Here is a 12,937-nt window from a genome sequence, read left to right on the forward strand (position 1 = left end):
GTCGCTGGGTGTCTGCGTCTGCGTTGTCGCCACGGCGAAGCATCTCGCCGTGGCCTGTGTCCGCCTTCGATGTTTCCCGCACTGGTGCATGCCGGTACGGGCGTGTGTTGCCCGTCGGTTACCCTTTTTTGAATCAGGAGCCCTGCATGTCGATGTTGTCGCTGCCCCTCCATCGCCGCACCGTCGCGGGGCCGCGCCCGCTGCGCAGCGCGCTTGCCACCGCGCTGGTGGTGGCGCTCGCCGCCGGCACAGCGGTTCCTGCGCTGGCGCAGCAAGCCGGCACCGGCGATGCAACGCAGACGCTCGACAGCGTGGTGGTCACCGGCTCGCGCCTGCGCCGTGTGGATACCGAAACCGCCAATCCGGTGGTCACCGTCAGCCAGGAACAGATCGCCGCCACCGGCAAGGCCACGGTGGGCGACCTGCTGCAGGAGCTGCCATCGATCGCCGGCAACGCCACCAACCCGTACACCAACAACGGCGGCGGCACCGGCGCATCAGCGGTGTCGTTGCGCGGCCTGGGCGACAAACGCACCTTGGTGCTGGTCAATGGCATTCGGCTTGCCTACAACGACGTCAACGCCATTCCGTCCAGCATGATCGAGCGTATCGAGGTGCTCAGCGATGGCGCCTCGGCGGTATACGGCTCCGATGCCATCGGCGGCGTGGTCAACTTCATCCTGCGCACGCGCTTCGATGGCGTGCAGTTCAGCAGCGACTTCGGGACCAGCAGCGAAGGCGATGGCAATCGTCGCAATTTCGCCCTCACCGCCGGCAAGACCTGGGAGCGCGGCAGCCTGATCGGCGGGCTGTCGTACCACAACATCGACCCGGTCCCGGCGGGTGCACGCGACTACTCCAAAGATGCGCTGGCACTCACCGACGGTGTGCCGGTGAAGCAGGGGTCTTCTGCCACGCCCACCGGCACGGTCAATTTCAACGATGGCTCGGATCAGTCCACGCAGCTTCGGCAGGCCAACGGCTGCGCGCGCGTGACGCTCAACGGTGGCGTCAGCGGCCGCGCCGGCCCAGGCGACTTCCACTGCTACGACCCCACCGCCGATTCCTACAACTACCAGCCGTTCAATTTGCTGCAGACACCGCAAAAGCGCACCAACGCCTTCCTGCTGGGCACATTTCGCTTCAGCGACAGCGTCGAGGGTTACGTCAACACCTGGTTCAGTAAAACCGAGTCGGCCTCGATCATCGCGCCGATTCCGATCTTCTCCAATGGCGACAACATCCTGGTGTCGTCGCAGAGTTACTACAACCCGTTCGGGGTCAACTTCGGTACCGACCGCACCACCGGCACCTCGTACAACGATCTCAATACGCGCGCCACGGTCCTGGGCAACCGCAGTTATCAATACAACACCTACAACTTCCAGATCAGCCCGGGCCTGCGTGGCCGCTTCGGCGACAGTTCCTGGCAGTGGGATGCCAACTTCAACTACGGCAAGGTCAAACAGAAGTCGATCAATAACGGCTTTCTGGACTACGCCGCGTTCAATCAAGCCATCGGGCCGTCGTTTCTGGACAGCGATGGCGTGGTCAAGTGCGGTAGCGCAGGCGCGGCGATTGCAGGTTGCACACCGCTGAACTTCTTCAACCTCAACGACAGCACCAACCTGGCCACGTTGCAGAGCATGGTGGTCAACCCGATCGTGACCAGCGTGTACACGGTCAAACAATTCGAAGCCAACGCCAACGGCACGTTGTTCGAACTACCGGCCGGCGCGGCGAGCCTGGCGGCCGGGCTTTCGTATCGCAAGGAGCGCTCGACGACGGCATCGGACGCGCTGTGGACCGGCGACGAGAACGGCCTGTGCGGGGTGATCGAATACTGTTCGTCCACCCTGAGCGGCAGCTTCGACGTCAAGGAAGCCTATGCCGAAGCCTTGTTCCCGTTGCTCAAGGATCTGCCCGGCATCAACGCGCTCACTATCACCCTGGGGACGCGTTTTTCCGATTACAGCTCAGTGGGCAGCAAGACCAATAGCAAGGTGTCGCTGGAGTATCGCCCGATCGAGAACCTGCTGGTGCGCGGCACCGTGTCGCAGGTGTTCCGCGCGCCCAACATCAACGAGTTGTATGCCGGCGTGGCCGGCGATTCGGCCACCGTCAACGACCCATGCAATGGCTATACCGGCGGCAATACGGTGGCGTGCGCCAATGTACCGACCGATGGTAGCTATCAGCAATCCGATGGCCAGGTCGCCGGCAAGGTGTCCGGCGCTGCGGTCGCAGGCTATCAGCTCAAGCCGGAAACCGGCAGGTCGTACGACGTGGGATTTGTCTACGATCCGCAATGGATCGATGGCCTCTCGCTGAGCGCGGACTGGTGGCGCATCGATCTGGAAGACACCATCACCACGGTGTCGGCGCAGACGGTGCTCAATCAGTGCTTCGCCAATGCGGCCAGCGCGTTCTGCCCGCTGATCCATCGCAACGGCAACGGCACCATCAATTACATTGCAGAACCCACCGTCAACCTGGGCAAGCTGTGGGCCAAGGGCATGGACTTCAATCTGACCTATCGCCTGCCGGAGACCGTCTGGGGCAAGTTCACCGCCGGACTCAACGGGACCTATCTCACCCGCTACGACGTGCTGCCCGACACCACCGATCCCAGCTCGGTCACCATCCACAATGTCGGCCGTTACACCCAGGCCTACGGCAACTTCCCGCGCTGGCGTGCGCTGGGTACGCTCAACTGGGGCTTGGGCGACTGGAGCGCCACCTGGCGCATCCGTTATGTGGGCCATACCGCCATCGGCAATGCGGATCTGAGCCAGAGCCTGTCGGCCGATTCCGGAACGCCCGGTGTGGTGCGCAACATCGGCGCGTATGTGTACAACAACCTGCAACTGGGCTACGAGGTGCAGCCGTGGCATACGCGCTTTGAAGTGGGCGTGGACAATATCGCCAACAAGCAGCCACCCTTGTATTACTCCAACAACGTGGGCAATGCGAACACCGATGTGGCGACCTACGATCTGCTTGGTCGGTTTTATTGGGCGCGTGCCACGGTGAAGTTTTGAGTGCGGCCCTGTCGACGCCGCTGTCTGATCGCCCCGCTGCCCGATCCGATCGCGCAGTGGCAGACCATGTGACGCAGGGGCTCTACATCACCCTTGTCGGCCCGGGCTGTAACGGCGCGCGCAGTCTGCAAGCAGCGGCAGGAGCTAAGCTGACCTCATGACCGAGCCATCCAATACCGAGCGCACCATCGACCACGCGCTGACCCTGTCGCGGCGGCGTTTTCTGGCCTGGAGCAGCCTGGCAGTGGCTGCGGGCTTCCTGCGCTTTCCCGTCGATGCCGATGCCGCCCAGCCGGGCCGCATGCGCGCGGTGCCGCTTGCCCAGGTCCGCTTGACGCCGTCGCTGTTTCTGGATGCGCTCAACACCAATCGACGGTATCTGATGCGGTTGCAGCCGGACCGGCTATTGCACAACTTCGTGCTGTACGCCGGTCTCGACCCCAAGGCGCCTGCCTATGGCGGTTGGGAAGCGGACACCATCGCAGGCCATACGCTCGGCCACTATCTCAGCGCGTTGGCGCTGATGCATGCGCAGACCGGCGATGCGCAATGCGCATCGCGTGCGGCGTATCTGGTGAGCGAACTGGCGCGTTGCCAGGCGCATGCAGGCGATGGCTACGTGGCCGGCTTCACCCGCAAGAACGCCGCAGGCAAGATCGAAAGCGGCCGCGCCGTTTTCGATGAACTGAAGAAAGGCAAGATCGACCCGGCGCCGTTCTATCTCAACGGCAGCTGGGCGCCGCTGTACACCTGGCACAAGCTGTTCGCCGGCCTGCTCGATGTGCATGCGCACTGCGGCAATGCGCAGGCACTGCAGGTGGCGGTGGGGCTGGCCGGTTACCTACAAGGCATCTTCGCAGCGTTGGACGATGCGCAGCTGCAAAAGGTGTTGTCCTGCGAATTCGGTGGCCTCAACGAATCGTTCGTCGAATTGCATGTGCAAACCGGCGATGCGCAGTGGTTGGCACTGGCGCAGCGGCTGCATCATCACGCCGTGCTCGACCCGCTGGTCGCCCAGCGCGATGAACTGGTCCACCAGCACTCCAATACCAACATCCCCAAACTGATCGGCCTTGCCCGCGAGTACGAGGTCACCGGCGATGCCGCGTCCGGCGCGGCAGCGCGCTTCTTCTGGCACACGGTCACCGACCACCACACCTACGTGATCGGTGGCAACGGCGACCGCGAATACTTCCAGCAGCCGGACAGCATCTCGAAGTTTCTCACCGAGCAGACCTGCGAGCATTGCGCCAGCTACAACATGCTCAAGCTCACCCGGCACCTGTATCAATGGGGCCCACAAGCCGCGCATTTCGATTACTACGAACGCACGCTGCTCAACCACGTGATGGCCCAGCAGCATCCGCGCACCGGCATGTTCACCTACATGACACCGCTGCTGGCCGGCGAAGCGCGCGGCTGGTCATCGCCGTTCGATGATTTCTGGTGTTGCGTCGGCAGCGGCATGGAGGCGCACGCGCAGTTCGGCGACTCGATCTATTGGGAAGACGGGCAGGGCGTTTACGTCAACCTGTATGTGCCCTCCAGCGTGCGTGACGCCGCCGGGCTGGACATGACCCTGCACAGTGCGATGCCGGAGCAGGGCAGCGCATCGCTCCGCATCGATGCCGCGCCGGCAGAGCAACGCACGCTCGCACTGCGCGTGCCCGGCTGGGCGCAGTCGCCGGTGCTGCAGCTCAATGGCCAGCCGGTCGATGCGGCAGTCAGCGATGGCTACCTGCGCGTCACGCGCGCCTGGCGCGCTGGCGACACGCTCAATCTGTCGTTCGAGATGCCGCTGCGCCTGGAAGCCACACCGGACGACCCGGCCTGGGTCTCGGTGCTGCGCGGGCCGCTGGTGCTGGCGGCCGACCTGGGCGATGCGGCAAAACCCTGGTCGGGCAAAACCCCGGCGTTGATCGGCGGCGACGAGGTCTTGCAGCGCCTGCGGCCGGTGGCAGGCGTTGCCGCGTTCGACTACAGCGAAGGCGACCAGCAGTGGCGCTTCTCTCCGTTCTACGCGCAGTTCGATCGCCGCAGCGCGCCCTACCTGGAGCATCGCGATGCCGCTGCATGGCAGCAGCATCAAGCCGAGCAGGCTGCAGCAGAAGCGAAACAACACGCGCTCGACACGCGCGCACTGGACCACGTCGCCCTGGGCGATGAAGCGTCCGAAAAGGCTCATGGCCTCACCAGCGACAGCTCCTACGCACTCAGCTACCGCCGCCGCGCCGGCCGCGACGCCCGCACCGGCGGTTTCATCGCCTTCACCCTGCGCAATACCGCCCAGGCCCGCATCCTGCGCCTGCGTTACTGGGGCGACGAAACCCGCCGCCGCTTCCGCATCCTCGCCGACGGCGAACTCATCGCCAACGAACGCCTGGACGGTGATCGTGGCCTGGACTTCGTCGATGTGGATTACGCCTTGCCTGCAGCGGTGGCGGGCCGCGCAACCCTGCAAATTCGCATCGAACCTGAGACCGGCTATTCAGCCGGCCCGGCGTTCGGGTGTTGGGTGTTGGAGTCGGCTTGAATAATGCGCCGACCTAAGCTCACCAGGAGAGCGAGTCGTCCTCCATCGGCAGCCCGACGCGCGATGCGGTGTGTGGACGAGCCAGTCGGTGCATCTGCGCCGCAGCAGCTGGGGATATTCCATTGGATTGCGACAAATTCAGACATGGATGGAACCAAAGTGTTACTTGCCTAGCGACTGTTCCCGAGCCCGTTCTATCTCCTGTCTGAGCACGCGCTTGTTCTTGTCGACAGTCATCGGGCCAAGCCCGACGTTATGTGCATTATCGATCGGAGTAGACGCGCCGGCCTGTTTTTCCAGCGCGGGTAGACGCTTGGTTAGGTAGTAGCTGGGATAGTGCGTGCTGACATCTTCCAGTGTGGCCGATCTGAGTTCCAGAAGTCGCTGTTCTTTGGCGCTTGCAATTGACCCTTTGTATCCCCCGATGAAGCGGTCTGCGACGATCAATTTCTTGGTGTTTCCAGGTTCTGTAATGACGCGCTCGCCCAGGCGATCCATGTTGGCGCCGTTGCTGCGGTATGTCACCACGACCGGCGTTGCATCGCTGGTCGTGATGACAATAATCGTGCTGAAAAATAGTCGTCCCGAATAGTCGACCAGCGCGACAAGCTCCAACGTGCCATCGTCATCAAGATCGATGAATTGCGCTTCGCCGACGGTTGGTGGAACAGTTTCGCCATCGGGATCGATCATGGCGATCAATGCTTCGGTCAACTTCGGCAAGTCGCGCGTCTGATTGAGTTCGACGGAACGCGATGATTGCCAAGTCGCCGGATCGCCGATATCCGAACTCCATGCCGGGAATGCGGCGACCGAAGCGGCGAGCACGACAAGTAGGAAGCGATGGTTCATCATTGCAGTTCTGCCTTGTTGCATCGCCGGAGTCAGGTCAATTCGATTGTTTTGTGTGCTGGCCATGCCGCGAGTGCAGGTGGCATGCCTGCTGCACTTACAGTGCCGACTGGTGCGCGCTCAATGCTCTGGTGATGACTTTCAAAGCGGTTAAGTGATCTGCGACGATGAAGCTTCTTCCATAAGCCAGCATAGACATAAAAAAAGACCGGCGCATGCGCCGGTCTTGGTGTATCGCCAATGTGTCGTAAATCTTACGCCGACAACTCCAACAACAATTTATTCAACCGTTTTACATACCCAGCCGGGTCCTTGAGGCTATCGCCCGCCGCCAGCGCAGCCTGGTCGAACAACACCCGGCTCAAATCGCCGAAGCGGTCCATATCCTGTTCCGCATCCAGCTTTTCGATCAGCGGGTGGGCCGGGTTGAACTCGAACACTGGCTTGGTCTCAGGCACGGCCTGGCCGCTGGCTTCCAGCAGCTGACGCATCTGCAGGCCCAGGTCGCCCTGGCCGATGGCAAGGATCGCCGGGGAGTCGGTCAGGCGGTGCGAGACGCGGACTTCGGCCACGTCGTCGCCGAGGGCGGCCTTGATGCGCGAGGCCAGGCCTTCCTTGGATTTGGCGACTTCTTCCTGCGCTTTCTTGTCTTCTTCCGAATCCAGCTTGCCCAGGTCCAGGTCGCCGCGCGCCACGTCCACGAACGATTTGCCGTCGAACTCGGTGAGATAGCTCATCAGCCATTCGTCGATGCGATCGGTGAGCAGCAGCACTTCGATGCCTTTCTTGCGGAAGACTTCCAGGTGCGGGCTGTCCTTGATCTGCGCGTAGCTTTCGCCGGTCAGGTAGTACAGCTTGTCCTGGCCCTCGGCCAAGCGGCCCACATAATCGGCCAGGCCCACGCTCTGCGCGCCGGTGGTGTCGTGGGTGGACGAGAAGCGCAGCAGGCCGGCGATCTTTTCGCGGTTTGCATAGTCCTCGGCCGGGCCTTCCTTCAAGGCCTGGCCGAAGTTGCGCCAGAACGTCACATACTCTTCGGGCTTGTCCTTGGCCAGTTTCTCCAGCATATCCAGCGCACGCTTGGTCAGTGCGGACTTCATCGAATCGACGACCGGGCCGGATTGCAGGATCTCGCGCGAGACATTGAGCGACAGGTCGGACGAATCCACCACGCCCTTGATGAAACGCAGGTACAGCGGCAGGAATTGCTCGGCTTGATCCAGCACGAACACACGTTGCACGTACAGTTTCAGGCCCTTGGCCGAATCGCGGTGATACAGGTCGAACGGCGCGCGGCCGGGCACGAACAGCAGCGAGGTGTAATCCAGCTTGCCTTCGACCTTGTTATGGCTCCACGCCAGCGGGTTGCCCGCATCGTGCGCGACGTGCTTGTAGAACTCCTGATATTCCTCGTCCTTGATCTCGGACTTGGGCCGCGTCCACAGCGCGCTGGCGCGATTGACCGCTTCCCACTCCGGCTCGGCCGGCGCATCGGCTTCTTCGCCGTGGTGCTCCTTGCGCATCTCGATCGGCAGGCCGATGTGGTCCGAATACTTCTTGAGGATGCCGCGCAGCGTCCAGCCATCGGCAAAGCTGTCTTCGCCGTCCTTCAGGTGCAGCACGATGCGGGTGCCGCGCTCGGGCTTGTCGACGCTGGCGACTTCGAACTCGCCTTCGCCGCGCGAGGACCAATGCACGCCTTCGTTGGCGGGCAGGCCGGCGCGACGCGAGTACACATCGACCTGGTCGGCGACGATGAAGGCGCTGTAGAACCCCACGCCGAACTGTCCGATGAGGCTGGCGTCCTTCTTCTGGTCGCCGCTCAGATGCTTGAGGAAGTCGGCCGTGCCGGACTTGGCGATCGTGCCCAGATGCGAGACCGCATCCTCACGGCTCATGCCGATGCCGTTGTCGTCGATGGTGACGGTGCGCGCGTCCTTGTCGAAGTCGACGCGGATGCGCAGTTCGCTGCCGCCTTCCAGCAGCTCGGGCTTGACCAAGGCTTCGAAACGCAGCTTGTCGGCGGCGTCGGCAGCGTTGGAAACCAGCTCGCGCAGGAAGATTTCCTTGTTCGAGTACAACGAATGGATCATCAGCTGCAACAGCTGCTTGACCTCGGTCTGAAAGCCAAGCGTCTGCTTGTCGGTATCAACGGTCATTGGGTTCGCGCTCCGTGGTGGACCAGGCCGCAACGCGGCCGATGGCCTGGGGATGAGGTCGCATGGCGATTTTTCAAGGCGGGGTGTGCGTTCGGCACGGGTGGCAATGGCGGTGGCAATGGCGGCAAGGCCCGGCGGCGCTATCATGGCGGCCCCACTTTCCGTGTTGCTCCATGCCGCCACGCGTCCTGCCACTGTCATGCGCTGTTTCCGATCCATCAGGAGCGCTGCGATGAGCCGCCCGGCAGGGCAGGCGCCGGGGCGCACGGAGGGGCAGGTGCGCATCGTCGGCGGGCGCTGGCGCAATACCAAGCTGGCGGTGCCCGATCTGCCAGGCCTGCGCCCGAGCAGCGACCGCGTCCGCGAGACGGTGTTCAACTGGCTGATGCCGCGCCTGCCCGGTGCGCGCGTGCTGGACCTGTTCGCCGGGTCCGGCGCGCTGGGCCTGGAGTCGGTCTCGCGCGGCGCCGCCCATGCCACCTTGATCGAACGCGACCCAGGCCTGGCGCAACGGTTGCGCGCGCATGTGGCCAAACTGGATGCGGCCAGCCAGGTGCAGGTGCTGCAGGAAGACGCGCTGCGCTGGCTGGAGCGTGCGCCTGCGACCCGGGCCGACATCGTGTTCGTCGATCCGCCGTTCGCTGCCGGCCTGTGGCCCAGTGTGCTGGAACGCCTGCCTGCGCATATGGCGGCCGATGCCTGGCTGTATCTGGAAGCCCCTGCCGAGGTGCAGCCGCAGGTGCCGGCCGGCTGGCACCTGCACCGCGAGGGCGCCACCCAGCAGGTGCGCTATGCGCTGTACCGCCGGGCCGCTGCTACACTGAACGGCGATCCGACCCCGGTAGTTTCCGTATGAGCGTGGCCAACAGCCGCACCGCCGTCTATCCCGGTACCTTCGACCCGATCACCAACGGGCATATCGATCTGGTGAACCGCGCCGCGCCGTTGTTCGAACGCGTGGTGGTCGGCGTGGCCTACAGCCCGTCCAAGGGGCCGGCCTTGCCGCTGGAACGACGCGTGGAGCTGGCCCAGGAAGCATTGGCCGCCCACACCAACGTGGAAGTGCGCGGCTTCGATACGTTGCTGGCCCACTTCGTGCGCGACATGGGCGCCGGTGTGCTGCTGCGCGGCCTGCGCGCAGTGTCCGACTTCGAATACGAATTCCAGATGGCCAGCATGAACCGCCATCTGATCCCGGAGGTGGAAACGCTGTTTCTCACCCCGGCCGAGCAGTACAGCTTCATCTCGTCCTCGCTGGTGCGCGAAATCGCGCGGCTGGGCGGGGACGTGTCCGGTTTCGTTCCGGCTTCGGTCGTCGAGGCCTTGCGGCAGGTGCGCGAGTCCCGCGCGCAGGCCTGATCTCATCTGTCGTTCCATCACCATGCTTTTCAAAGGGAGGAGTTTCATGAAACACACCATGCGCGCTCTGGCGCTCGCTTCGATCGCCGCTCTGGCGGTCACCGCCTGCAAGAAGGAAGAGCCGGCGCCGACCGCTGCTGCCGCTCCTGCTGCACTGAAGGCGCCGGCCAAGGACGACAACGCCGGCTGGAAGAAATACCTGCAGGAAGTGGTCGGCCAGAACCTGGGCGCCACCACCAATAGCCCGTTCCTGTACTACTTGCCGCCGGAGTCCGATGCCGAGTTCGCTGGCAGCTACGAGCGTCAGCTGGAAAGCGTCAAGACCGCACTCGCGCGTGGCGTGCAGCCGGGCAATATGCTGGCCTTCGGGTCGTCGGCCTCGACCAAGATGGCCGACCTGATCGACGCTGCGTTCAAGGACGTGCCGGCCGATTCGATGAAGGGCGTGCGCGTGTTGTTCATCGGCAATGCGGCCGAAAATGCCCGCGTGCAGACCATCGTCCAGCCCAAGGGCGTGGAATACACCTTCGTTGAAGCCAAGTAATGTCGTACCAGGCCGGACGCGCGGGAGGGCGCATCCGGCCGCAGTATTCGGATCCAGCGGCATGCTGCTGAATTCGCGTGCCACCGGAGCCGGTCGTGTCAGGCCGGTCTCCGACAGCGCCCACGGCGTTGCCCCTTGGTTGATCGGCGCCATGTGCGCCCGCCTGCAGCAGTACGTTGCGTTCCAGCGACTGCGGTTGAATCGCGCTGCGGCGCATCGCATGGTGTTGCCGATATGTCGCTGAAAATCAACGAGCTCTGCGTCAACTGCGATGTCTGCGAGCCGGCATGTCCGAATCAGGCCATCTCGATGGGCGAAACCATCTACGTCATCGACCCGGCGCGTTGCACCGAATGCGTGGGCCATTTCGACGAGGCGCAATGCGTGGTGGTGTGCCCGGTCGAATGCATCGACCCGGATCCGGCCATCCCGGAAACCCATGATCAATTGCTCGCCAAGCTGATCCAGTTGCAGCGCGATCACCCCGAACTCTACGAACAGGAGCCTCCCGCCCCGTGAGCGTATTCCCCCGACGTGTCTCTTCGCGCGCGCTGTTGCTGCTGGCCTTTGTGCTGGCGCCGCAGGCCTGGTCTGCCGATGGCGCAACACCTGCGGCGGCTGCCACCTCTCCGGTGGCCGCGCATCCGCCGGGTGCGGCGATTGCCAGCGGCCACGCGCTGGCCACCGATGCCGGCCTGCAGATTCTGCGCGAAGGCGGCAACGCCTTCGATGCGGCGGTGGCGGTGTCTTCCACATTGGCGGTGGTCGAGCCGATCAGTTCGGGGTTGGGTGGCGGCGGGTTCTTTCTGCTGCACGACGCCAAGACCGGCAAGGACGTGATGCTGGATGCGCGCGAAACCGCGCCTGCGTCGGCGACCGAAGCGCAGTTCCTGGACAAGAAGGGTGAGCTGGACCGCGACCGCTCGGTCAATGGCCCGTGGTCGGCCGGCATTCCCGGCCTGCCTGCAGCGCTGGTGGAACTGGCGGCGAAGCATGGCCGGCTGCCGTTGCAGCAGTCGCTGGCGCCATCGATCCGTATCGCCAGCGAGGGCTTCCCGGTGTATGCGCGCATGGCCAAGGGCTATGCGTCGCGGCGCGAGGTGATGGAGCGCTATCCCGGCACGCGCGAGGTCTATCTGCGCGGCGGAAAGCCGATCGCAGAAGGCGACATCTTCAAGCAGCCCGAGCTGGCGCATACGCTGCAACTGCTCGGCGACAAGGGTTTCGACGGCTTTTACAAGGGCGAGACCGCCAAGAAGCTGCTGGCCGGCGTGAAGCAGGCCGGCGGGCAGTGGAAGGCGTCAGAGCTGTCCGGGTATCGGGTGAAGGAGCGCACGCCGATCCAGTTCGATTACCGCGGCTGGAAGATCACCACCGCGCCGCCGCCGTCTTCCGGCGGTATTGCGTTGGCGGCGATGCTGCAGATCCTGGAAGGCTGGGACCTGCGCAAACTGGACGATGCGCACCGTACCCACCTGGTGGTGGAAGCGATGCGCCGTGCCTACCGCGACCGTACCTTCTTCCTGGGCGACCCCGACTTCGTCGAGGTGCCGCAGCGCGTGCTGACCAGCAAGGATTACGCACAAGGCCTGCGCGCCACGATCAATCCGGACAAGGCCACGCCGAGCGATCTGCTGTCGGGCAATCCCACCCCGCTGGAAGACGACGAGACCACGCATTTTTCCATCATCGATGGCGAAGGCAACCGCGTCGGCGCCACCCAGACGGTCAACCTGCTGTATGGCTCAGGGCTGATTCCCAAGGGCACCGGGGTGCTGCTCAACAACGAGATGGACGACTTCGCGCTCAAGCCGGGCACGCCGAACGCGTTCGGGGTGATGGGCTATGCGGCCAATGCGCCCAAGCCGGGCAAGCGCATGCTCAGCTCGATGACCCCGACCTTCATGGAATCGGCCGACAAGGTCGTCGTGCTCGGCACTCCCGGCGGCAGCCGCATCATCACCATGGTGCTGCTCGGCATCCTGGGCTACGACGATGGACTTGGCGCCCAGCAGGTCGCCGTGTTGCCGCGTTATCACCACCAGTGGTTGCCGGACGTCATCGATGCCGAAACCGATGCGTTCTCGCCGCAAACCGCCAAGGCGCTGGAAGCGATGGGCCATGCGCTCAAGCTGCCGGGCGACACTGCCGCCGGCGGGCGCGGGTCCAGCCACGTCTGGGGCAACTTCCAGACGGTGGAATGGGACAAGCGCAGCAATGTGCTCAGCGGCGGCAGCGATCCGCGTAATCCGGTGGGCAAGGCGCAGGTGCAGCTGGCGACGCCTGCGCAGTGAGGTAAGGCCATCTACCGCGCGCACTCCCCAAGCAGAGACATGCGGTAACGAGGGCTGGCAACGCAGGGCGGGCGAACGTCCGCCCTGCGTCGTTTGGATGCGACCGGCTACGCCGGGCTTGCGGCGAGTCTGCACCGTGGGCCGCAAACGACCGC

At 64.0% G+C, this 12,937-nt stretch carries 9 protein-coding genes; 7 read left to right on the forward strand and 2 right to left on the reverse strand.

Annotation, left to right across the window (positions count from 1 at the left end):
* Window positions 1-146 precede the first annotated feature (146 nt).
* Together GGR62_RS13525 and GGR62_RS13530 are read left to right on the forward strand one after the other, a co-directional pair.
* The gene (locus GGR62_RS13525) at window positions 147-3,041 is read left to right on the forward strand and encodes a TonB-dependent receptor (protein WP_184408389.1); all 2,895 of its coding nucleotides are present in this window, start codon (window positions 147-149) and stop codon (window positions 3,039-3,041) included.
* 157 nt (window positions 3,042-3,198) lie between these two features.
* Window positions 3,199-5,574, forward strand: a complete 2,376-nt coding sequence (locus tag GGR62_RS13530) for a glycoside hydrolase family 127 protein (RefSeq protein ID WP_184408390.1) — start codon at window positions 3,199-3,201, stop codon at window positions 5,572-5,574.
* Between the two features lie 162 nt (window positions 5,575-5,736).
* Here GGR62_RS13530 and GGR62_RS13535 read toward each other — a convergent pair whose 3' ends face one another.
* Window positions 5,737-6,492, reverse strand: a complete 756-nt coding sequence (locus GGR62_RS13535) for a hypothetical protein (RefSeq protein ID WP_260305978.1) — start codon at window positions 6,490-6,492, stop codon at window positions 5,737-5,739.
* A gap of 188 nt (window positions 6,493-6,680) precedes the next feature.
* Window positions 6,681-8,585 (reverse strand): molecular chaperone HtpG, encoded by a 1,905-nt coding sequence (gene htpG / locus GGR62_RS13540; RefSeq protein ID WP_184408391.1) that lies wholly within the window; start codon window positions 8,583-8,585, stop codon window positions 6,681-6,683.
* Between the two features lie 232 nt (window positions 8,586-8,817).
* Between htpG and rsmD the strand changes: the two genes are divergently transcribed.
* From rsmD to ggt, 5 genes are all read left to right on the forward strand, one after another.
* Window positions 8,818-9,441 (forward strand): 16S rRNA (guanine(966)-N(2))-methyltransferase RsmD, encoded by a 624-nt coding sequence (gene rsmD, locus GGR62_RS13545; RefSeq protein WP_184408392.1) that lies wholly within the window; start codon window positions 8,818-8,820, stop codon window positions 9,439-9,441.
* Window positions 9,438-9,944 carry a pantetheine-phosphate adenylyltransferase gene (gene coaD, locus GGR62_RS13550; RefSeq protein WP_184408393.1) on the forward strand — a complete coding sequence of 169 codons (507 nt, stop codon included), beginning with the start codon at window positions 9,438-9,440 and terminating at the stop codon, window positions 9,942-9,944. Before rsmD ends, coaD begins: the two co-directional genes overlap by 4 nt.
* A 46-nt stretch (window positions 9,945-9,990) precedes the next feature.
* On the forward strand, window positions 9,991-10,488 hold the full coding sequence (locus GGR62_RS13555) for a hypothetical protein (protein WP_184408394.1): 498 nt from the start codon (window positions 9,991-9,993) through the stop codon (window positions 10,486-10,488).
* A gap of 234 nt (window positions 10,489-10,722) precedes the next feature.
* Window positions 10,723-11,007 (forward strand): YfhL family 4Fe-4S dicluster ferredoxin, encoded by a 285-nt coding sequence (locus GGR62_RS13560; RefSeq protein ID WP_011037531.1) that lies wholly within the window; start codon window positions 10,723-10,725, stop codon window positions 11,005-11,007.
* Window positions 11,004-12,782 carry a gamma-glutamyltransferase gene (gene ggt, locus GGR62_RS13565; RefSeq protein ID WP_184408395.1) on the forward strand — a complete coding sequence of 593 codons (1,779 nt, stop codon included), beginning with the start codon at window positions 11,004-11,006 and terminating at the stop codon, window positions 12,780-12,782. Before GGR62_RS13560 ends, ggt begins: the two co-directional genes overlap by 4 nt.
* Window positions 12,783-12,937 lie beyond the last annotated feature (155 nt).

This window comes from Xanthomonas sp. 3075 (genome assembly GCF_014197275.1).
In the GTDB taxonomy this organism is placed as follows: domain Bacteria; phylum Pseudomonadota; class Gammaproteobacteria; order Xanthomonadales; family Xanthomonadaceae; genus Xanthomonas; species Xanthomonas campestris_B.

Bases quoted from the DNA above. Each gene is read 5' to 3' on its own strand.
- GGR62_RS13525 (WP_184408389.1), top strand. From the start codon at position 147: ATGTCGATGTTGTCGCTGCCCCTCCATCGCCGCACCGTCGCGGGGCCG.
- GGR62_RS13530 (WP_184408390.1), top strand. From the start codon at position 3,199: ATGACCGAGCCATCCAATACCGAGCGCACCATCGACCACGCGCTGACC.
- GGR62_RS13535 (WP_260305978.1), bottom strand. From the start codon at position 6,492: ATGGCCAGCACACAAAACAATCGAATTGACCTGACTCCGGCGATGCAA.
- htpG (WP_184408391.1), bottom strand. From the start codon at position 8,585: ATGACCGTTGATACCGACAAGCAGACGCTTGGCTTTCAGACCGAGGTC.
- rsmD (WP_184408392.1), top strand. From the start codon at position 8,818: ATGAGCCGCCCGGCAGGGCAGGCGCCGGGGCGCACGGAGGGGCAGGTG.
- coaD (WP_184408393.1), top strand. From the start codon at position 9,438: ATGAGCGTGGCCAACAGCCGCACCGCCGTCTATCCCGGTACCTTCGAC.
- GGR62_RS13555 (WP_184408394.1), top strand. From the start codon at position 9,991: ATGAAACACACCATGCGCGCTCTGGCGCTCGCTTCGATCGCCGCTCTG.
- GGR62_RS13560 (WP_011037531.1), top strand. From the start codon at position 10,723: ATGTCGCTGAAAATCAACGAGCTCTGCGTCAACTGCGATGTCTGCGAG.